This window comes from Citrobacter sp. Ce104, assembly GCF_030334595.1.
In the GTDB taxonomy this organism is placed as follows: Bacteria; Pseudomonadota; Gammaproteobacteria; order Enterobacterales; family Enterobacteriaceae; genus Citrobacter; species Citrobacter europaeus.
In genome coordinates this window covers 1-20,889 of sequence record NZ_JAOWDP010000043.1, presented here as the reverse complement: position 1 = coordinate 20,889, position 20,889 = coordinate 1, and the positions used below count along the sequence as shown (strand labels likewise).

The window sequence follows — 20,889 nt, the reverse complement described above, 5'->3', positions numbered from 1 at the left end:
TACTTTAGTAAGTGATTCGGGTGAGAGAACGCAGCCAACACAGATACAGGTTGAAGGATGAAGTGTATGAATTCTACTTCGCTGTACGCCGCAATCGATTTAGGCTCGAATAGTTTTCATATGCTGGTTGTACGCGAGGTGGCGGGAAGCATTCAGACGCTTACGCGTATTAAACGCAAGGTGCGTCTGGCCGCTGGGCTCAACAGCGACAACGTTCTTTCCGTTGAAGCCATGGAGCGCGGCTGGCAATGCCTGCGCCTGTTTGCTGAACGTCTGCAGGATATCCCTCAGCCGCAAATACGCGTGGTTGCAACAGCAACGTTACGCATCGCGGTAAACGCCGATGAGTTTATCGCCAAAGCGCAGGAGATCCTCGGCTGTCCTGTACAAGTTATCAGCGGTGAAGAAGAAGCGCGCCTGATTTATCAAGGTGTTGCCCACACCACTGGCGGTGCCGATCAGCGTCTGGTCGTCGACATTGGTGGGGCCAGCACTGAGCTGGTTACCGGTTCTGGCGCGCAAACCACTTCCCTGTTCAGCCTGTCAATGGGTTGCGTCACCTGGCTCGAACGCTATTTCACCGATCGTAATCTGGCACAGGAAAACTTTGACGAGGCCGAGAAAGCCGCTCGCGAAGTTCTGCGCCCGGTCGCCGACAAACTGCGTTTTCATGGCTGGAAAGTTTGCGTTGGTGCCTCTGGCACCGTCCAGGCGTTACAGGAAATCATGATGGCGCAGGGTATGGATGAGCGCATTACGTTGGCCAAACTTCAGCAGCTCAAACAGCGCGCCATCCATTGTGGTCGTCTGGAAGAGCTGGAAATCGAAGGGTTAACGCTGGAACGCGCGCTGGTTTTTCCCAGCGGGTTGGCCATTCTGATCGCCATTTTCACCGAACTGAATATTCAGTGCATGACTCTGGCCGGCGGCGCACTTCGTGAAGGTTTGGTCTACGGTATGCTGCACTTGCCGGTTGATCAGGACATTCGCAGCCGTACGCTGCGTAATATTCAGCGTCGATTTATGGTCGATACCGATCAGGCGAATCGCGTCACGCAGTTGGCTGTTCATTTGCTCGAACAGGTGAAAGATGAGTGGCATCTTGAAGCCATTAGTTGCGAACTGCTGCAAAGTGCCTGTCAACTGCATGAGATAGGGCTGAGCGTGGAGTATAAGCAGGCACCGCTGCACGCCGCCTGGCTGGTACGTAATCTCGATCTCCCGGGCTTCACTCCCGCGCAGAAAAAACTGTTAGCCACGCTGTTGCTCAACCAGACCAACCCGGTCGACCTCTCTTCGCTCCACCAGCAAAACGCAGTGCCACCGCGCATCGCGGAGCACCTTTGCCGTTTACTACGCCTGGCGATCATCTTCGCCGCTCGTCGTCGCGACGATTTAGTGCCACATATCACCCTGCAAGCTCAGGATGAGGATCTGACGCTAACGCTGCCGGAAGGCTGGCTGGAACATCATCCATTAGGTACAGAGCTGATCGATCAGGAAATACAGTGGCAAAGCTATGTCCACTGGCCGCTGGAAGTGCGTTAGATGCTGGCTGCCGGATGGCGCTTACGCTTATCCGGCCTCCAAATATTACTTCTCTTTGGCTTTCGCCATCATTGCCCGAATATTAGCGATGCTGGCCTGCCCTTTTTGCATCCGCTCCTCGGCGCTGACCACTTTACGCTCCTGTTCCCAGATAACGTCATCCTGCGGCAGTTCCAACAGGAAACGGCTCGGTTCCGGTCGCACCAGCTCACCGTACTGGCGACGTTCTTTACACAGCGTGAAGATAAGTTCTTTCTGCGCACGCGTAATTCCGACGTAAGCCAGACGACGCTCTTCATCGATGTTGTCTTCATCGATGCTGCTCTGGTGCGGCAAAAATCCTTCTTCCATTCCCACCATAAATACGTACGGGAACTCCAGTCCTTTTGAAGCGTGCAGCGTCATTAACTGCACCTGATCCAGCTCTTCCTCGCTCTCTCCGCGCTCCATCATGTCGCGCAGGGTAAAGCGGGTAACGACCTGAGTCAGTGTCATTGGCTCTTCCAGTTCACTGCCTTCCAGCATCTCCGTCATCCAACTGAACAGCGTGTTGACGTTTTTCATACGCATTTCAGCCGCTTTCGGGCTCGGCGAGGTTTCATACAGCCAGGATTCGTAATCAATGCCATGGATCAGATCGCGCACGGCGGCAACCGGCTCGCGCTCCGCCAGGCGTTGAATTTCACCCAGCCAGTGCGTAAAGCGGGTCAGAGAATCATACCCGCGCCCGGTCAGCGTTTGGCTAAGCCCCATATCAAAGCTGGCGGTAAACAGGCTTTTATTACGCGTCATCGCCCATTCCCCCAGCTTTTGCAGCGTGGCCGGGCCGATTTCACGTTTTGGTGTGTTTACGATGCGCAAAAATGCGCTGTCGTCATCCGGGTTGCTCAGCACGCGCAGGTAAGCCAGCAGATCTTTAATCTCCGGGCGCGAGAAGAACGACGTCCCGCCGGAAATTTTGTACGGGATGCGGTTCTGCATCAGAAACTTTTCGAACACGCGCGACTGATGGTTGCCGCGATACAGGATGGCGTAGTCTTTATATTGCGTCTTGTTCACAAAGTGATGGGCAATTAATTCCCCGGTCACTCGTTCAGCTTCATGCTCTTCATTATTTGCGCTCAGCACCTTCAGCTCAGCACCGTAGCCCAGCTCAGAAAAGAGCCGCTTTTCAAAGACGTGTGGGTTGTTCGCAATGAGGATGTTCGCCGCCTTCAGGATACGCCCTGATGAGCGGTAGTTTTGCTCCAGTTTAACCACCTGCAAGGCCGGGAAGTCTTTGCTCAACAGCACCAGGTTCTGCGGACGCGCGCCGCGCCAGGAGTAGATCGACTGATCGTCATCGCCCACGACGGTGAAGCGCGCCCGTTTCCCCACCAGCAACTTCACCAGCTCGTACTGGCTGGTGTTGGTATCCTGATATTCATCCACCAGCAGGTAACGAATTTTGTTCTGCCAGCGCTCACGCACTTCTTCATTGCGCTGAAGCAGCAGCGTGGGGAGCAGGATCAGATCGTCAAAATCGAGAACGTTACACGCCTTCATGTGTGCGTCATACAGACCATAGCAGTGAGCAAAAATACGATCCCGCTCGCCCTTTGCGCTGGCTGCCGCCTGCGCCGGGGTCATCAGATCGTTTTTCCAGTTGGAGATCGTCGAGATCAGCTGTTGGAGAATAAGCTTATCGTCTTCAATTAGCCCTTCAGTCAGTTCCTTAAGCAGGGCCACCTGGTCGGTATCATCAAACAACGAGAAGTTCGACTTCATCCCCAGCGCCGCATATTCACGCTTAATGACATCCAATCCCAGAGTGTGGAAAGTGGAGATCATCAATCCGCGTGCCTCTTTACGACCCAGCGTTTGCGCCACACGCTCTTTCATCTCGCGCGCAGCCTTATTGGTAAAAGTTACGGCCGCAATATGTCGTGCCTGATAGCCACATTCACGAATCAGATGGGCGATTTTGTTAGTGATAACACGCGTCTTGCCGGAACCCGCACCCGCCAGCACCAGGCAAGGTCCGGTGACGAATTCGACGGCTTGTTGTTGTCCGGGGTTCAAACGCATAAAGGATTGCTCAATCTGTAAACACGGGGAGATGGATTGTAGCAGAAAGAGGGAGAGAAAGAGTAACGGGCTACCCGTGCGGGTAGCCAGAAAATCGGGTCAATCAGGAAACAGTCGCGGCAAGCGGTGTAGAGCCGTTTCGCTGCGCACTCTTGATCCAGCTATACGATCCCATCACCGCAATCACCGTCAGCAGGACATACTCAAGCGACATGGCGTAAACGCCCTGCACCGCGTAAATAACCACGCTAATCAAATCGATAAGTACCCACAGCAGCCAGTTTTCGACGAACTTGCGCGTCATCAGGACCATGGCCGCAATCGACAATACCAGCATGGTGGAATCCCAGAACGGGAAGGCATCGGGCTGGAGGTCAGGCATAGCGACCTGCATACCAAATGTTTGCAGCAGGGCAATCATGATGCGGGTGAGCGCCGCAAACACCGGGTCGATAAACAGCGTCATCAGAACAATCGCCACCGCACAAACGCCGCCTAATGCCAGGGTTTGCTGACGGGAAAGCCAACGTACTTTGAGCGCTGCTTCCTGCGCCTCATTTTGCCGGCTCCATGCATACCAACCGTAAATGTTAGCGGCGAAGAAAAACACCTGCAGCAACAGACTGGCATAAAGCTGAATCTGGAAAAAAATTGCCGCAAACAGCGTGACGTTAATCAGACCAAACAGGTAATTGATGATTTTTTCCCGGCTGGCGCACCAGATACATAGCAGACCAAATACGGTACCAATGGCTTCAATCCACGATAGCGCATAGCCGCCTTGGCCGAGAGGAATGTTAACCATGACATTGTTAATGCTGAAAAAATCCATCACTTACCTCCTGGCTGACTAGCGGAATAAATGGCGCGTAGCGCCAGGGTAATTTGCCGTTCTTCACCCTGCTGACACAGCGCGTCCTGCTGAACATAATCATTGATACTGCTATCCAGACAACCGTTGTGGGCAACCACCACATTGAGTAATGACGCCGTACGTAACCCGCGCAGCGCGCCGATGGTCATCAAAGCGGCGCTCTCCATATCCGCGCCCAGAACGCCGAGTGCCGACCACTGCGCATCCAGTTCCGTTTCCCGGTCGGTATAAAAACTATCGTGGCTTCGAACCAGGCCACACGCGGCGGGGATATTCATCTGGCGCGCCTGCGCCATCAGTTCCCAGGTTAACTGCGGGTCGGCGCAGGCCGGATAGCCCGCAGGCGCATAGGTACGGCTGGTCCCGTCATCCGTTACCGCGGCATGGGCGATAATCACGTCGCCGAGCGCAAGATTATCCTGCAATGCCCCACAACTGCCGATACGAATCAGGGTCGTTACGCCGATCTGACGCAGTTCTTCAATAGCAATCGCAGTAGACGGCCCACCGATTCCGGTAGAGAGCACCAAAATCTCAACACCCTGATACCAACCTCGCGCGGCGCGAAATTCGCGGTTTTGACCAAGCGGTTCTGGGTTATCAAGAAAATTGGCGATGCGATCGACCCGCAACGGATCACCCGGAAGTAGCGCATAGCGTGCGCCGGTCATCTCCTTGCTTAACTGGATATGGGGTTGCAGCGACATTCTCCCGCCTCCTTCACTCTTGCGGTTATCCGATATCAGCCTCCCGCTTTAATTTTTCAGGGGCTGACAACACAATACTTTCACCATCGGTATCAATAATCTGTAACGCTTTCAGGTCATGTAAAATACGGTTAATACTGCGTGTCGTCGCCGCCAGTTCCTGGCTGAGGTTAAGCTTATCCAGCAAGATTTCATTCGTTCCATCTTGTTGATAACGCAGCCATAACGCCTGACACACTCGCTGATGCAGCGAGTAAAGATTGTCACTGCTGGCCTTTTTTGACAGCTGATAATATTGCTGACTAAAGAAGCGCAGCATCCGCTGGTTAAAATGGTTATCTAAGGCCAGCCAGCGGCAAAAATATTCCTGCGACAAACTCAGGAGCTGCACATGCCCTACCGCCACCACCGAACAGATGTAATGACGCGACTCAAAGATCTCGAGCTCACCCAGCATGTCGCCTTTCTGGTAGCGGGCCTGACGATAACGACGTCCATCTTCAGCCTCATAGAACACATCCACTTCACCGGAAATAATCAGCGAAAAGCGCTGACACATTTCCCCCTGTCGGCAAATAAAGGCTCCGCGCTGGCGCTCTTCAAAACGCCATCGCTGCATGATTTCCAGAGGGCAATATTTCAGTAATTCGTAGAGCTGTGGATCGCCAACAATATCACTAAGCCCGGAAAGCCAGCCGACTGAAAATTCAGGTTTTTTCATTGTATCCATGTTATCTCGCTCCACGGCTTCAGGGACAGGACGGCTGTCCCCGGCAGGAAGGAATAGGGCAGATAAAAGTGTCGCTTATCTCCCGCTTCCATACATCAGGCGAGACATCTGTCCCGCGATGGCGAAGAGTATATGTTCACGGCGAAGGCGGGTGATAAAGTAACAGGACATCTTTGAGACATGAGAACAAAATAATGGCTAAGCACGCGGCAGCCCTGCATATCCTGGTAAAAGAAGAAAAACTGGCGCTGGAGATCCTAAGCAAGCTGGATCGCGGTATTAGCTTCGATCACCTGGCAAAACGCTACTCTCGTTGTCCATCCGGGCGTAACGGTGGCGATCTGGGTGAATTCAAACAGGGGATGATGGTGGGACCATTTGATGCCGCCGTATTTAGTTGCCCACTACTTAAACCTTACGGGCCGGTCAAAACCAAATTTGGCTATCACATCATCAAGGTGCTGTATCGCCGATAAGCCATGCTAAAATCGCCAGCCTTACTGACTCCCTTTTGAAGGCACGATCATGGCAAAAACAGCAGCAGCAGTGCATATCCTTGTTAAAGAAGAGAAACTGGCACTGGATCTTCTGGAACAGATTAAAAACGGCGCCGACTTCGGCAAGCTGGCGAAGAAACATTCCATCTGCCCATCAGGCAAACGCGGCGGTGATTTAGGCGAATTCCGCCAGGGCCAGATGGTTCCGGCGTTCGACAAAGTGGTCTTTTCCTGCCCTGTGCTGGAGCCAACCGGCCCGCTGCACACTCAGTTCGGTTACCACATCATTAAAGTGCTGTACCGTAACTAATAGAAAGCCCGGTGTTTAAACACCGGGCTTTTTTTGCCGGATGGCGCTTCGCTTATCCAGCGACTGCAATACGTTTCATATCAGTCATGTAGCCACGCAGTTTCTGGCCCACTTTCTCGATAGCATGGCCGCGAATTGCGTCATTCACGTCGCGCAGTTGCGCGTTATCTACCGCGCCTTCGGCAATCGCTTTACCCAGATCGCCGGTCTGCAGGGTGGTCATGAACTCTTTCAGCAGCGGTACGCAAGCGTAAGAGAACAGGTAGTTACCGTATTCGGCGGTATCAGAGATAACCACGTTCATTTCGTACAGACGCTTACGGGCGATGGTGTTGGCGATCAGCGGCAGCTCGTGCAGTGATTCGTAGTAAGCGGATTCTTCGATGATGCCGGAATCCACCATAGTTTCGAACGCCAGCTCAACGCCCGCTTTCACCATCGCGATCATCAGCACGCCTTTATCAAAGTACTCCTGCTCGCCGATTTTGCCTTCATACTGCGGAGCGGTTTCGAACGCGGTTTTGCCGGTTTCTTCACGCCAGGTCAGCAGTTTCTTATCGTCGTTAGCCCAGTCAGCCATCATGCCGGAAGAGAATTCGCCGGAGATGATGTCATCCATGTGTTTCTGGAACAGCGGCGCCATGATCTCTTTCAGCTGTTCGGACAGCGCGTAAGCACGCAGTTTCGCCGGGTTAGACAGACGGTCCATCATCAGGGTGATGCCGCCCTGCTTCAGCGCTTCGGTAATGGTTTCCCAGCCGAACTGAATCAGTTTTTCCGCATAAGCCGGGTCGGTGCCTTCTGCCACCAGCTTGTCGAAGCACAGCAGAGAACCGGCCTGCAGCATACCGCACAGGATAGTCTGCTCGCCCATCAGGTCAGATTTCACTTCCGCAACGAAAGAAGATTCCAGTACGCCCGCACGGTGACCGCCGGTGGCCGCAGCCCAGGCTTTAGCAATCGACATACCTTCGCCTTTCGGATCGTTTTCCGGGTGAACGGCGATCAGCGTCGGAACACCGAAACCACGTTTGTACTCTTCACGCACTTCGGTACCCGGGCATTTCGGCGCTACCATCACCACGGTGATGTCTTTACGGATCTGCTCGCCCACTTCAACGATGTTGAAGCCGTGGGAGTAGCCCAGCGCCGCGCCATCTTTCATCAGCGGCTGTACAGAACGTACAACGTCGGAGTGCTGTTTGTCTGGCGTCAGGTTAACCACCAGGTCAGCCTGCGGGATCAGCTCTTCGTAGGTGCCTACTTTGAAGCCGTTTTCGGTCGCTTTACGCCAGGAAGCGCGCTTCTCAGCAATCGCTTCTTTACGCAGGGCGTAGGAGATATCCAGACCGGAGTCACGCATGTTCAGGCCCTGATTCAGACCCTGAGCGCCACAGCCGACGATGACCACTTTTTTACCCTGAAGGAAGCTCGCGCCGTCGGCGAATTCGTCGCGGCCCATAAAGCGACATTTACCCAGCTGTGCCAGCTGCTGGCGCAGGTTCAGTGTATTAAAGTAGTTAGCCATGATGGTGTACTCCGTGATGTTGTGTGTCTTATTGTTCGGTTCGCTTTTCAGCGAGAATAGACTCACATTACAACAGGAAATTTATTGCGGAAATTGATATATTCACAACGTCACATTGCAATATCTGCAACGTCAAAATAAAGAGGTTCGCCGGTGGATTTACGCGATCTGAAAATGTTCCTGCATCTGGCGGAAAGCCGCCACTTTGGCCGCAGCGCGCGGGCGATGCACGTCAGTCCCTCCACGCTCTCCAGGCAGATTCAGCGGCTGGAAGAAGATCTCGGGCAGCCGCTGTTTGTGCGCGATAACCGCACGGTCACGCTGACTGAAGCCGGTGAAGAGCTGCGGGTGTTTGCCCAGCAGACGCTGTTGCAGTACCAGCAGTTACGCCACACCCTTGACCAGCAGGGGCCGTCGCTGTCCGGCGAACTGCATATTTTCTGCTCGGTAACTGCCGCCTACAGCCATCTGCCACCCATTCTCGATCGTTTCCGCGCCGAGCATCCATCGGTGGAGATTAAGCTCACCACCGGCGACGCCGCCGATGCGATGGACAAAGTGGTCACCGGTGAGGCCGATCTGGCGATTGCCGGTAAGCCCGAAACGCTGCCCGGCGCGGTGGCGTTCTCGATGCTGGAGAACCTGGCGGTGGTGCTGATCGCCCCGGCGCTGCCCTGCCCGGTGCGTAATCAGGTTTCGGTCGAAAAGCCAGACTGGTCGACGGTGCCGTTTATCATGGCCGATCAGGGGCCGGTACGCCGCCGCATCGAGCTGTGGTTCCGCCGTCACAAAATCAGCAACCCATCGATTTACGCCACGGTGGGTGGCCACGAAGCGATGGTTTCAATGGTGGCGCTGGGCTGCGGCGTAGCGCTGCTGCCGGAAGTGGTGCTGGAAAACAGCCCGGAGCCAGTACGTAATCGCGTGATGATTTTAGAGCGCAGTGACGAAAAAACACCGTTCGAACTGGGCGTCTGCGCGCCGAAAAAGCGGCTGCATGAACCGCTGATCGATGCGTTCTGGAAAATTGTTCTGGAACGTAAATCCGCCGAGTAGCGCCACCGTCAGGCCTAAAATCAGTGGTAGATTCAGTATTGGCGCTCCTTTTCTGTATAATGTCCCGTGCCATAATAGATGTGGGGGGCTTGTTAACCATCACGTTTAGCAAGCCAGAACAGACGGTGTCATTGCGCACTTGACAGCGAAAATACAAACTTAATTAGCCATCATTATGATAATCAAACCAAAAATTCGTGGATTCATCTGTACAACGACCCATCCGACTGGCTGCAAAGTCAATGTGGAAAAACAGATCGATTATGTGAAGAAAAACGGGAAAATCGCTAACGGCCCTTCCCGCGTGCTGGTCATCGGTGCTTCCACCGGTTACGGCCTTGCTTCCAGAATTTCCGCCGCGTTCGGCAGCGGTGCCGCCACTATCGGCGTATTTTTCGAAAAACCGGGCACGGACACCAAACCAGGTTCCGCGGGCTGGTATAACTCGGCGGCTTTTGATGAAGCAGCCAAGCGTGAAGGTCTGTATTCCAAAAGCATCAACGGCGACGCGTTTTCCGATGAGTGCCGCGACGAAGTGATCAAACTGATCAAAGAAGACCTGGGTCAGATTGACCTGGTGGTTTACTCACTGGCTTCCCCGGTGCGTAAAATGCCGAAAACCGGTGAAATCGTCCGTTCTGCGCTGAAGCCAATCGGTGAGGTTTACACCTCTAAAGCGATCGATACCAACAAAGATCAGATCATCACCGCCAGCATTGAGCCGGCAACCGAAGAAGAAGTTCAGAACACCGTTACCGTGATGGGCGGCGAAGACTGGGAACTGTGGATGGGCGCGCTGAGTGAAGCAGGCGTGCTGGCTGACGGCGTGAAAACCGTAGCCTACTCCTACATCGGTACCGACCTGACCTGGCCAATCTACTGGCACGGCGCGCTGGGCAAAGCGAAAGAAGACCTCGATCGCGCGGCGGGTGAACTGCGTAACCAGCTGGCGCCGCTGAACGGTTCCGCGAACGTTGCCGTACTGAAATCCGTCATCACCCAGGCATCTTCTGCGATTCCGGTAATGCCGCTGTACATCTCCATGGTGTTCAAGTTGATGAAAGCGCAGGGGATTCACGAAGGTTGTATCGAGCAGATCAACCGTCTGATGACCACCAGCCTGTATGGCGACAAAGTGGCGCTTGATGATAACCAGCGTATCCGTATGGATGACTGGGAACTGCGTGACGACATTCAGCAGGCATGCCGCGATCTGTGGCCGCTGATCACCACCGAAAACCTGGCGCAAGAAACTGACTATGCAGGTTACAAGCAGGAATTCCTGAACCTGTTCGGTTTTGCCCTCGACGGTGTGGATTACGATGCTGACGTGAATACCGAAGTCGAATTCGACGTCATCACGCTGTAATCTGCTGATACAGTAGCAAAAAGGGTTCATGTTTTTACATGAACCCTTTTTTAATGGCTGCCGCTAACCTGCCAGGAAGAACCTGAACGCCGGGTTATGCGTTTCATCGTGGCAGTCATAGCCCAGTTCATTCAGCCGCGTTTCGAAATCAGGCTCGTGTTCGCCCAGCTCAAACGCCGCCAGTACGCGACCATAATCGGTGCCGTGACTGCGATAGTGGAACAATGAAATATTCCAGTGCGTCCCCAGGGTATGCAGGAATTTGAGCAGCGCTCCCGGAGATTCCGGGAATTCAAAGCTGTAGAGCCGCTCCTGTAAGGGTTTCGACGGACGCCCGCCAACCATATAGCGCACGTGCAGCTTCGCCATTTCGTCGTCGGACAGATCCACCACGCTATAGCCTCCCTCGCTGAGCAACTGGAGGATTTCCTTACGCTCTTCCAGCCCACGGCTCAGGCGTACGCCGACAAAAATGCAGGCGTCTTTCGCATCAGCAAAACGGTAGTTAAACTCGGTCACCGAACGGCCACCCAACAGTTGGCAAAACTTCAGGAAGCTGCCCTTTTCTTCCGGAATGGTTACTGCCAGTAAGGCTTCGCGCTGTTCCCCCAGCTCGCAGCGTTCGGAAACGTAGCGCAGGCCGTGGAAGTTAACGTTAGCGCCGGAAAGAACATGCGCCAGACGCTCGCCGCGAATATTATGCTGGGCGATGTATTTTTTCACCCCCGCAAGCGCCAGCGCCCCGGAAGGCTCCGCCACCGCGCGCACGTCTTCGAACAGGTCTTTCATTGCCGCGCAGATAGCATCGCTATCGACGGTGATGATGTCGTCGAGATATTCCTGACACAGGCGGAAGGTCTCATCGCCAATACGTTTCACCGCCACGCCTTCGGCAAAGAGACCCACACGCGGTAGATCCACCGGATGGCCCGCATCCAACGCCGCTTTCAGGCAGGCGGAATCTTCGGCTTCCACGGCAATCACTTTGATTTGCGGCATCAGCTGTTTTATCAGCACCGCCACGCCCGCCGCCAGACCACCGCCGCCAACTGGCACAAAAACGCGGTCAAGGTGAGCATCCTGCTGAAGTAACTCCAGCGCCAGCGTGCCCTGCCCGGCAATCACCATCGGATGATCGAACGGCGGAACCCAGGTAAAACCCTGCTGCTGCGACAATTCAATCGCTTTGGCTTTGGCCTCATCAAAATTCGCGCCGTGCAGCAATACTTCACCGCCGAAGCCGCGAACGGCATCGACTTTGATATCGGCGGTAGCCGTTGGCATGACAATCAGTGCCTTCACACCTAATCGCGCAGAAGAGAACGCGACGCCCTGGGCATGATTACCAGCCGACGCGGTGATGACACCATGCGCTTTTTGCTCTTCGGTCAGGCCCGCCATCATGGCATAGGCTCCGCGCAGCTTAAAGCTGTGAACGGGTTGACGGTCTTCGCGCTTCACCAGAATCACGTTATCGAGGCGCGAAGAGAGTTTTTCCATTTTTTGTAGCGGCGTTACTTGCGCCGCTTCATAAACCGGTGCTCGCAGTACCGCTCTGAGATACTCGGCGCCTTCTGGCGCGCCGGAAAGGGGTTGAGAATCCGCCATGGTCATTATCCCCCGAGTTTCGACTTATCGCGCACCGCTCCTTTGTCGGCGCTGGTAGCCAGGCTGGCGTAGGCGCGCAGTGCAAAGGAGACCTGACGCTGGCGATCTTTTGGCGTCCAGGCTTTTTCACCGCGTGCTTCCTGCGCTTCACGGCGCGCAGCGATTTCCGCATCACTCAGTTGCAGTTGAATGCCACGATTCGGGATATCGATGGCAATCATGTCGCCGTCTTCGATAATCGCAATATTACCGCCGCTTGCCGCTTCCGGAGAAACGTGACCAATGGAAAGCCCCGAAGTACCGCCGGAGAATCGACCATCGGTTATCAGCGCACAGGCCTTGCCGAGGCCCATCGATTTCAGGAAGGTGGTTGGGTAGAGCATTTCCTGCATGCCCGGCCCGCCTTTCGGCCCTTCGTAGCGAATGACAACCACGTCGCCAGCTACCACTTTACCGCCGAGGATGGCTTCAACCGCATCGTCCTGGCTTTCATACACTTTTGCCGGGCCGGTGAACTTCAGGATGCTGTCATCCACGCCTGCGGTTTTTACGATACAGCCGTTTTCCGCGAAATTACCGTACAGAACTGCCAGTCCGCCGTCTTTGCTATAAGCGTGCTCCAGCGAGCGAATGCACCCTTCAGCGCGGTCATCATCCAGAGAGTCCCAACGGCAGTCCTGTGAGAACGCCTGGGTGGTACGGATGCCGGCCGGGCCTGCGCGGAACATTTTTTTCACCGCGTCGTCTTTGGTCAGCATAACGTCATATCGATCAAGCGTTTGCGGCAAAGTCAGTCCCAGCACGTTTTTCACGTCGCGGTTCAGCAGCCCGGCTCTGTCCAGCTCGCCTAAAATGCCCAATACGCCGCCTGCACGGTGCACGTCTTCCATATGGTATTTCTGCGTACTCGGCGCAACTTTACACAGCTGAGGGACTTTGCGGGACAGCTTATCAATATCACTCATGGTGAAGTCGATTTCCGCTTCCTGCGCGGCCGCCAGCAGGTGCAGAACGGTGTTGGTGGATCCGCCCATGGCGATATCCAGCGTCATAGCGTTCTCAAACGCCGCCTTGCTGGCAATGTTGCGCGGCAGGGCAGAAGCGTCATCCTGCTCGTAGTAGCGTTTGGTCAGCTCGACGATACGTTTACCCGCGTTGAGGAACAGTTCTTTGCGGTCGGCGTGAGTCGCCAACAGCGAACCATTACCCGGCTGCGACAGACCCAGCGCTTCGGTCAGGCAGTTCATCGAGTTGGCGGTGAACATCCCGGAACACGAGCCGCAGGTCGGACAGGCGGAACGCTCAACCTGCTCACTTTGCGAGTCGGAGACTTTCGGGTCAGCGCCCTGAATCATGGCATCAACCAGGTCGAGCTTGATGATTTGATCAGAAAGCTTGGTTTTCCCGGCTTCCATCGGGCCGCCGGAAACAAAGATCACCGGAATATTCAGGCGCAAAGAGGCCATTAACATACCGGGGGTGATTTTGTCGCAGTTGGAAATGCAGACCATCGCGTCGGCGCAGTGGGCGTTAACCATATACTCCACTGAATCGGCGATCAGCTCGCGCGACGGCAGTGAATACAGCATGCCGCCATGACCCATGGCGATACCATCATCCACAGCAATGGTGTTGAACTCTTTCGCCACACCGCCTGAGGCTTCGATTTGTTCGGCAACCAGCTTACCAAGATCGCGCAGGTGGACATGACCCGGCACAAACTGGGTAAAGGAGTTCACCACAGCGATAATCGGTTTACCGAAGTCATCATCGGTCATCCCGGTGGCGCGCCACAGCGCGCGGGCACCCGCCATATTGCGGCCGTGAGTGGTGGTGGCAGAACGATACTTAGGCATGCTTGATTAACTCCCGTCTGTCTTTCCCCTGCATACTTCACGCCGCAGGTGCGTTGGCTGCCTCGCTCACCCCAGTCACTTACTAAAGTAAGCTCCATGGGACTCGCTGCGTTGCCGTCTTCCTGCAACGTGAATTATTTTGGGGAAATATTAATTTTGTTATTGGTTTACTGAATCCAACCAGCCGTATTTATCTTCCGTTTCACCGGTAAAGAGGCCGAAGAAGGCCTGCTGGATGCGTTTGGTGACCGGACCGCAGCGGCCTTCGCCCACCTGGATACCATCGACGCTGCGTACTGGGGTGATTTCGGCTGCGGTACCGGACATGAACACTTCGTCGGCCAGATACAAAGATTCACGAGACAGCACCTGCTCACGCACTTCGATATCGAGATCTTTCGCCAGCTTAATGATCGCGTCACGGGTGATACCCGGTAGCGCGGAAGAGGTAAACGGCGGGGTAAACAGAATGCCGTCTTTTACTTCAAACAGGTTTTCGCCCGCGCCTTCGGAGATGTAGCCATTCACGTCCAGCGCAATGCCTTCCTGATAGCCATGACGACGCGCTTCGCTACCCACCAACAGCGAAGACAGGTAGTTACCACCAGCTTTAGCAGCGGTAGGGATGGTGTTCGGCGCAACGCGGTTCCAGGAAGAAACCATCGCGTCGATCCCCTGCTCCAGCGCTTCAGCACCGAGGTAAGCCCCCCACGGGAACGCAGCGATAATCACATCGGTGGTGTATCCCGCTGGCGGGTTAACGCCCATCCCCACGTCGCCAACAAACACCAGCGGACGGATATAGGCGCTGGTCAGATTGTTTTTACGAATCACCTCACGGCAAGCTTCCATCAGCTCATCAACGCTCTGAGAAACCGGAAAACGATAGATCTTGGCTGAATCACGCAGACGCTGCATGTGTTCGCGATGACGGAACACCACCGGCCCTTTGTGAGAATCGTAGCAACGGATGCCTTCAAATACAGAAGTACCGTAATGCAGCGCGTGGGACATCACGTGAACCTTCGCGTCTTCCCAACGAATCATCTCGCCATTAGACCAAATGTAATCAGCTTTTTTCGTCGTCATTTTTCTTCCTTTTGCGCTCAGGCGCGGATTTGTTGTGATGTGGTTGTGCTCTGGCAGATAGCAACATGTGCAACGTCTACCAGTTTACTTAACTGACTAAACAGTAAGTCGACCGACCGGGGGCTGGCAACGGTCAATTCGATATTTATATTCTGCGCATCGCTGGCGGCTTCCATATTCATGGAGCACACCTGAAAACCACGATGGCGTACCACGCGTAAAACGCGTTCTAACGTTTCCGGATTGAAGCGAGCCTCAACGGCGACCTGATGTTGCATCATGATAATTTCTCCAGCATTTCTGAGTTGCTGGCGCCAGGTGGCACCAGAGGCCAGACATTCTCAAGTTCGTCGATTGAGACATGAAGCAGGTATGGCCCCTCGCTGTTCAGCATGGTGTCGAGTGCCGCTTCAACCTGGTCTTTATGGGTGATGTGTTGACCAGGTATGCCGAAGGCGCTGGCCAACATGAGGAAATCGGGGTTATCGGTAAGAGTGGTTTCGCTATAACGTTCCTGGAAAAACAGCTGCTGCCATTGTCGCACCATGCCTAACCGCTGGTTGTCGAGTAAAACTATCTTCAGCGGCAACTGCTTACGTTTTACGGTGCCCAGCTCCTGCACATTCATCATGAAGGAGCCGTCACCGGAGATACAGATTACCGTATCGTTAGGGCGAGCAACCTGCGCACCAACCGCAGCAGGCAGGCCAAAGCCCATCGTACCCAGACCGCTCGACGTGATGAAATTTTCCGGGCGGGTGTAGGTCATATGCTGGGCCGACCACATCTGATGCTGGCCAACATCCGTGGTCACTACGCTGTCCGCTGGTTTGCGATCGGACAACTGCTTTAACAACAATGGCGCATAGATAGCTTCACCTGGATGATCATAGCGCCAGGTATGTTCTGAGCGCAGTTCTGCACTGTGCTGACGCCATGCATCAATCTTCAGCGATTGCTGCAATGCCGGCAGTAGAGAATTTAAATCACCCTGCAGGGCGACGTGCGCCTGGCGCAGTTTGTTCATTTCCGCCGGATCGATATCCATGTGGATAACGCTGGCGTTCGGTGCGAAGGTATTCAGCTTCCCGGTCACCCGGTCATCAAAACGCGCGCCCACTGCAATCAGTAAATCACACTCTTGCACGGCGAAATTTGCCGCTTTAGTGCCATGCATTCCCAACATGCCCAAATAGTACTGGTAGTCAGCATTTACTGCGCCCAGACCTTTCAGCGTACAGGCGACTGGCATTTGGGTTACGGCGATAAACTCACGCAGGGCCGGGACCGCCTGCGCCATACCAACGCCGCCACCGACGTACAGGACCGGTTTCTGCGCCTGCGCGAGCATTTTACGCGCCTGTTCAACGTCAGCGTGCGGGAAAGCCTCAACGTTTTCGACGGTCGTAAAATACGGCTCCAGCGTACCGCTGGCTAATTGGATGTCTTTCGGGATATCAACCAGAACCGGACCCGGACGACCGGAATTCGCCACGGCGAAAGCCTCAGCCATGATGCGCGGCAGCTCTTCCAGCGACTGCACCAGGAAACTGTGTTTGGTGCAGGACAGCGACATCCCCAGAACGTCCACTTCCTGGAACGCATCCGTTCCGATAAAAGGTGATGCCACCTGACCGGTGATCGCTACAACAGGAACAGAATCTAACAGCGCATCAGCAAGGCCCGTGATCAGGTTGGTAGCACCTGGACCGGAAGTTGCGATACAAACGCCGGTTTTACCGGTCGCACGGGCATAGCCAATCGCCGCCATCGCTGCGCCCTGCTCGTGTCGGCACAACAGGTGCTCTACGCCGCCGTCATACAATGCATCGTAAACCGGCATAATTGCGCCACCGGGATAACCAAAGACGGTTTGAACCCCTTGTGCACGCAACGCATGTACCACCCACTGTGCCCCATTCATAGTTACATCCCCGCCGTAAATCTTGAGAAACAGAATTTTATGCTACCGTTCACTTTCTGCTCCTCGTGTATGTTTTTAAGGTCAAAAAAAACCCCCGGACCTTTCGGTGCGGGGGTCTTAGTTCGTTAAGGCTTGTTTTCTAAGCCTTTCCTCGTCCAAGTGCAGCCCCGCACGGTGGGATAATAATCACCACCACGCTAATCACGACCAGGCTAATCACTCGTAGAAGGGCTGTCATTTTTGTATTTTCTTGCATCTTGTTCGAAGGAATACCTAAAGAGTTACCATAGAATTTGCAAATGACACAAGATATTTTTTTATTCGTTTTTCTGACGCCGTTAACGGTTTAGATAAATACCATTGTTTTTTATACAAAAAATCAAAAATGAAAATATTTCACGTTTCAGGCGATTGTCGACATCCCAATCCCCAATAAAAACGCCATTCCAAAGCATTTGCGGCCCTCATTCCAGGCTAAATGCAAGCAACTATCTGTTGCACAAAAATACGGGAATCAGCATTTAAAAACCGCAATTACATTAAATCTTGCCGCGATGTATTGCGACATAATGCTTCCATCAGGAGGGATTATGTCACTATCGATTGTTCACACACGCGCCGCGCTGGGCGTGAATGCGCCAGCCATTACTATCGAGGTGCATATCAGCAACGGATTGCCTGGCTTAACCATGGTGGGGCTACCCGAAACGACGGTGAAAGAGGCACGCGACCGGGTACGTAGTGCGATTATAAATAGCGGTTATGAATTCCCGGCGAAGAAAATAACCATAAACCTCGCTCCGGCCGATCTTCCGAAAGAAGGGGGGAGATATGATTTACCTATCGCTGTTGCGCTTCTGGCCGCTTCTGAGCAGCTTACAGCCCACAATCTCGATACCTACGAGCTGGTAGGGGAATTAGCGCTTACAGGCGCATTACGCGGCGTTCCCGGCGCGATATCAAGCGCAACCGAAGCCATTCGTGCAGGCAGGCGAATTATTGTCGCCAAAGAGAACGCCGCTGAAGTTGGACTCATACATGGCGAAGGATGCCTGATCGCCGAACACCTGCAGACCGTATGCGCATTTCTTGAAGGTAAGCACGATTTAGATAAGCCCTCATCCGCAGATTTTACGCCCAACGCATTAGTCGATGATCTGAGCGATGTTATTGGCCAGGAACAGGGTAAACGGGGGCTGGAGCTTACCGCAGCTGGCGGTCACAACCTCTTGCTTATCGGCCCGCCGGGCACAGGCAAGACCATGCTCGCCAGCCGCCTCAGAGGGCTGCTCCCGCCACTTAGCAATGATGAAGCACTGGAAAGCGCCGCGATACTCAGTCTGGTTAATTCAGACACAATACAAAAACAGTGGAAGCAACGCCCTTTTCGTTCGCCGCATCACAGTGCTTCATTGACCGCGATGGTCGGTGGAGGCTCAATTCCTGCGCCAGGCGAGATCTCTCTGGCGCATAACGGCATACTGTTTCTGGATGAACTACCCGAGTTTGAGCGACGCACGCTGGATGCGCTGCGCGAACCCATCGAGTCCGGGCAGATCCATCTCTCCCGCACCAGAGCAAAAATAACCTACCCCGCGCGCTTTCAACTCATAGCTGCGATGAATCCAAGCCCGACAGGCCATTATCAGGGAAACCATAACCGCTGTACCCCGGAACAGACGCTGCGTTACCTCAATCGATTGTCAGGTCCATTTCTTGACCGCTTCGATCTCTCCCTCGAAATTCCCTTACCACCGCCTGGCATACTCAGCCAGAGCGCAGTAAAAGGGGAAGATAGCGCCACGGTGAAGCAACGCGTTATGGCAGCACGAGAGCGTCAGTATCAGCGGCAAAATAAGTTAAACGCGCACCTGGGTAGTCAGGATATCCATAAATACTGCGTACTACACAGCGACGATGCGCAGTGGCTTGAAGAAACGCTCGCACATCTCGGATTGTCTATCCGCGCCTGGCTGCGCCTGATAAAGGTCGCACGAACAATTGCGGATATCGAACAATGTGATCACATCTCTCGCCAACACTTACAGGAAGCTGTTGGGTACCGGGCGATAGACAGATTACTCATTCATTTGCAGAAACTACTGGCATAAAAAAAGGGCTTTCGCCCTTTTTTCTTAATCATCAGATTCGGTGTAATCTTCTGCACCTTCCACCTGAGGTTTCCCGCCAGACAGCGTGTGGAAGCGTTTTGGACGCTTAATACGCGTCATGTACTTAGACCACACACGTTCAGCTTCGGTAACCGGCTCACGTTCGCCACGACATACCGCAACAAACAGTTTTTCTTCTTCAGTTACCGGCTCACGCTTGCCCAGATCCAGCTCGTTGAAAGCATAACCGTGACGCTCAAGCAGTTGTGCTTCTTTAATGGTGAAATCACCATGACGGGAGAATCCGCGGGGATAATATTTATTATCGAAATATCGATTAGTCGTCGTAAAGCTTTCCGCCATCCTGCACGCTCCTAATTCTTTGGCCGAGCTATTTATGGCGCGGAGTATTAGTTACGCTTGACAGAGCGTCAAACAAAAGATTTAAATCATAACGACAAATAATTTTATGGAGCGAGTTGTGGATACGGAATTGTTAAAAACTTTCCTGGAAGTTAGCCGGACACGCCATTTTGGCAGGGCTGCTGAAGCGCTCTATCTGACCCAATCAGCGGTTAGTTTCCGGATAAGACAACTGGAAAATCAATTGGGTGTAAACCTGTTCACCCGGCACAGAAACAATATCCGTTTAACCGCTGCAGGTGAAAAATTATTGCCTTACGCTGAAACGTTGATGAATACGTGGCAAGCCGCACGTAAGGAAGTCGCGAATACCTCGCGGCATAACGAGTTTTCTATCGGTGCCAGCGCCTCTCTTTGGGAGTGCATGCTTAATGACTGGTTGAGGCGTTTGTATCAATCTCAGGAGCCACAGTCCAGCCTGCAGTTTGAAGCGAGGATCGCTCAGCGCCAGTCGTTAGTAAAACAGCTTCATGAACGACAGCTTGATCTACTGATTACGACCGAAACACCCAAAATGGACGAATTTAGCAGCCAGCTGTTGGGGTATTTCACGCTGGCGCTCTATTGCAGCTCTCCTTCACAAACCAAAGATGAATTGAATTATCTACGCCTGGAATGGGGACCCGATTTTCAACAACACGAAGCGGGATTGATTGCGGGAGATGAAGTGCCGGTACTCACCACCAGTTCGGCAGAATTGGTCAGGCAGCAACTTTCAGTGATTAAGGGCTTTAGCTGGCTTCCCGTGCACTGGGCCAAAACCAAAAGCGATCTCCATACGGTTACCGACAGTACAACGCTTTCACGCCCTTTATATGCAGTTTGGCTACAAAACAGCGATAAACATGGACTGATTTGCGATCTGCTGAGAACGAATATTCTGGAAGATTAAATAAATACGGGCAAGGATGCCGGGAATAAAACAGCAGGAAGGCACAGATCAAATTGCAGGTAAAAAAAAATCCTTAGCAAAAATGCTAAGGATTGTTTCTGGCAGGGGCGGAGAGACTCGAACTCGCGACACCCGGTTTTGGAGACCGGTGCTCTACCAACTGAGCTACGCCCCTAAATTTTCTTATCATTAAGCCTGCTTGGTAGCAGGCTTAATTTTCTAATAAGTGGCGGAACGGACGGGACTCGAACCCGCGACCCCCTGCGTGACAGGCAGGTATTCTAACCAACTGAACTACCG

General features: G+C 53.7%; 19 protein-coding genes and 1 tRNA gene. 7 read left to right on the top strand and 13 right to left on the bottom strand.

Annotated features, from left to right (window positions below):
* Positions 1–66 precede the first annotated feature (66 nt).
* Positions 67–1,548: a guanosine-5'-triphosphate,3'-diphosphate diphosphatase gene (gppA, locus tag OGW16_RS02205; RefSeq protein WP_047407638.1), complete on the top strand. Its 1,482-nt coding sequence runs from the start codon at positions 67–69 to the stop codon at positions 1,546–1,548.
* A 45-nt stretch (positions 1,549–1,593) separates the two neighbouring features.
* Here gppA and rep read toward each other — a convergent pair whose 3' ends face one another.
* The 4 genes from rep to OGW16_RS02185 form a co-directional block, all read right to left on the bottom strand.
* The gene (gene rep / locus OGW16_RS02200; protein WP_049270478.1) at positions 1,594–3,615 is read right to left on the bottom strand and encodes a DNA helicase Rep; all 2,022 of its coding nucleotides are present in this window, start codon (positions 3,613–3,615) and stop codon (positions 1,594–1,596) included.
* Between the two features lie 103 nt (positions 3,616–3,718).
* On the bottom strand, positions 3,719–4,447 hold the full coding sequence (gene pnuC / locus OGW16_RS02195; RefSeq protein WP_043018970.1) for a nicotinamide riboside transporter PnuC: 729 nt from the start codon (positions 4,445–4,447) through the stop codon (positions 3,719–3,721).
* Entirely contained in the window at positions 4,447–5,196 is a 750-nt protein-coding gene (locus OGW16_RS02190) for a nucleoside phosphorylase (RefSeq protein WP_043018969.1), read from the bottom strand. The genes pnuC and OGW16_RS02190 overlap by 1 nt, the downstream gene beginning before the upstream one ends.
* Positions 5,197–5,221: 25 nt before the next feature.
* A complete protein-coding gene (locus tag OGW16_RS02185; protein ID WP_047407647.1) occupies positions 5,222–5,926 on the bottom strand; it encodes a Crp/Fnr family transcriptional regulator in 705 nt (234 codons plus the stop codon).
* Positions 5,927–6,120: 194 nt separating this feature from the next.
* On the opposite strand from OGW16_RS02185, the gene ppiC (OGW16_RS02180) reads away from it, so the two are divergent.
* Both ppiC (OGW16_RS02180) and ppiC (OGW16_RS02175) read left to right on the top strand, forming a co-directional pair.
* Positions 6,121–6,402, top strand: coding sequence for a peptidylprolyl isomerase PpiC (ppiC, locus tag OGW16_RS02180; RefSeq protein WP_043018967.1), 282 nt, complete (start codon positions 6,121–6,123; stop codon positions 6,400–6,402).
* A gap of 49 nt (positions 6,403–6,451) precedes the next feature.
* Entirely contained in the window at positions 6,452–6,733 is a 282-nt protein-coding gene (gene ppiC / locus OGW16_RS02175) for a peptidylprolyl isomerase PpiC (RefSeq protein ID WP_003017999.1), read from the top strand.
* 52 nt (positions 6,734–6,785) lie between these two features.
* Here ppiC (OGW16_RS02175) and ilvC read toward each other — a convergent pair whose 3' ends face one another.
* Positions 6,786–8,261, bottom strand: coding sequence for a ketol-acid reductoisomerase (gene ilvC / locus OGW16_RS02170; protein ID WP_087052400.1), 1,476 nt, complete (start codon positions 8,259–8,261; stop codon positions 6,786–6,788).
* A gap of 153 nt (positions 8,262–8,414) precedes the next feature.
* Here ilvC and ilvY point away from each other — a divergent pair, with 153 nt between their 5' ends.
* Positions 8,415–9,317 carry an HTH-type transcriptional activator IlvY gene (ilvY, locus tag OGW16_RS02165; protein ID WP_043018964.1) on the top strand — a complete coding sequence of 301 codons (903 nt, stop codon included), beginning with the start codon at positions 8,415–8,417 and terminating at the stop codon, positions 9,315–9,317.
* 175 nt (positions 9,318–9,492) lie between these two features.
* Positions 9,493–10,686: an enoyl-ACP reductase FabV gene (gene fabV, locus OGW16_RS02160; protein ID WP_172862524.1), complete on the top strand. Its 1,194-nt coding sequence runs from the start codon at positions 9,493–9,495 to the stop codon at positions 10,684–10,686.
* 63 nt (positions 10,687–10,749) lie between these two features.
* Here fabV and ilvA read toward each other — a convergent pair whose 3' ends face one another.
* From ilvA to ilvL, 6 genes are all read right to left on the bottom strand, one after another.
* On the bottom strand, positions 10,750–12,294 hold the full coding sequence (gene ilvA, locus OGW16_RS02155; RefSeq protein ID WP_286517680.1) for a threonine ammonia-lyase, biosynthetic: 1,545 nt from the start codon (positions 12,292–12,294) through the stop codon (positions 10,750–10,752).
* Between the two features lie 5 nt (positions 12,295–12,299).
* Positions 12,300–14,150, bottom strand: coding sequence for a dihydroxy-acid dehydratase (gene ilvD / locus OGW16_RS02150; RefSeq protein ID WP_286517678.1), 1,851 nt, complete (start codon positions 14,148–14,150; stop codon positions 12,300–12,302).
* Between the two features lie 159 nt (positions 14,151–14,309).
* Positions 14,310–15,239 (bottom strand): branched-chain amino acid transaminase, encoded by a 930-nt coding sequence (locus OGW16_RS02145; RefSeq protein WP_003829030.1) that lies wholly within the window; start codon positions 15,237–15,239, stop codon positions 14,310–14,312.
* 17 nt (positions 15,240–15,256) lie between these two features.
* Complete coding sequence (gene ilvM / locus OGW16_RS02140; protein ID WP_003018017.1) at positions 15,257–15,520, bottom strand: acetolactate synthase 2 small subunit; 264 nt, start codon at positions 15,518–15,520, stop codon at positions 15,257–15,259.
* Entirely contained in the window at positions 15,517–17,163 is a 1,647-nt protein-coding gene (ilvG, locus tag OGW16_RS02135) for an acetolactate synthase 2 catalytic subunit (RefSeq protein ID WP_100193779.1), read from the bottom strand. Before ilvG ends, ilvM begins: the two co-directional genes overlap by 4 nt.
* A gap of 139 nt (positions 17,164–17,302) precedes the next feature.
* Positions 17,303–17,401: an ilv operon leader peptide gene (ilvL, locus tag OGW16_RS02130; RefSeq protein WP_001311244.1), complete on the bottom strand. Its 99-nt coding sequence runs from the start codon at positions 17,399–17,401 to the stop codon at positions 17,303–17,305.
* 352 nt (positions 17,402–17,753) lie between these two features.
* Here ilvL and OGW16_RS02125 point away from each other — a divergent pair, with 352 nt between their 5' ends.
* Positions 17,754–19,274, top strand: a complete 1,521-nt coding sequence (locus OGW16_RS02125) for a YifB family Mg chelatase-like AAA ATPase (RefSeq protein ID WP_286517676.1) — start codon at positions 17,754–17,756, stop codon at positions 19,272–19,274.
* Positions 19,275–19,298: 24 nt separating this feature from the next.
* Here the strand turns inward: OGW16_RS02125 and maoP are convergent, their stop codons facing one another.
* Positions 19,299–19,637, bottom strand: coding sequence for a macrodomain Ori organization protein MaoP (maoP, locus tag OGW16_RS02120; RefSeq protein ID WP_003018025.1), 339 nt, complete (start codon positions 19,635–19,637; stop codon positions 19,299–19,301).
* 106 nt (positions 19,638–19,743) lie between these two features.
* On the opposite strand from maoP, the gene hdfR reads away from it, so the two are divergent.
* A complete protein-coding gene (hdfR, locus tag OGW16_RS02115) occupies positions 19,744–20,589 on the top strand; it encodes an HTH-type transcriptional regulator HdfR (RefSeq protein WP_286517674.1) in 846 nt (281 codons plus the stop codon).
* Positions 20,590–20,688: 99 nt separating this feature from the next.
* Here the strand turns inward: hdfR and OGW16_RS02110 are convergent.
* Positions 20,689–20,764, bottom strand: a tRNA-Trp gene (locus OGW16_RS02110).
* Positions 20,765–20,889: the final 125 nt, after the last annotated feature.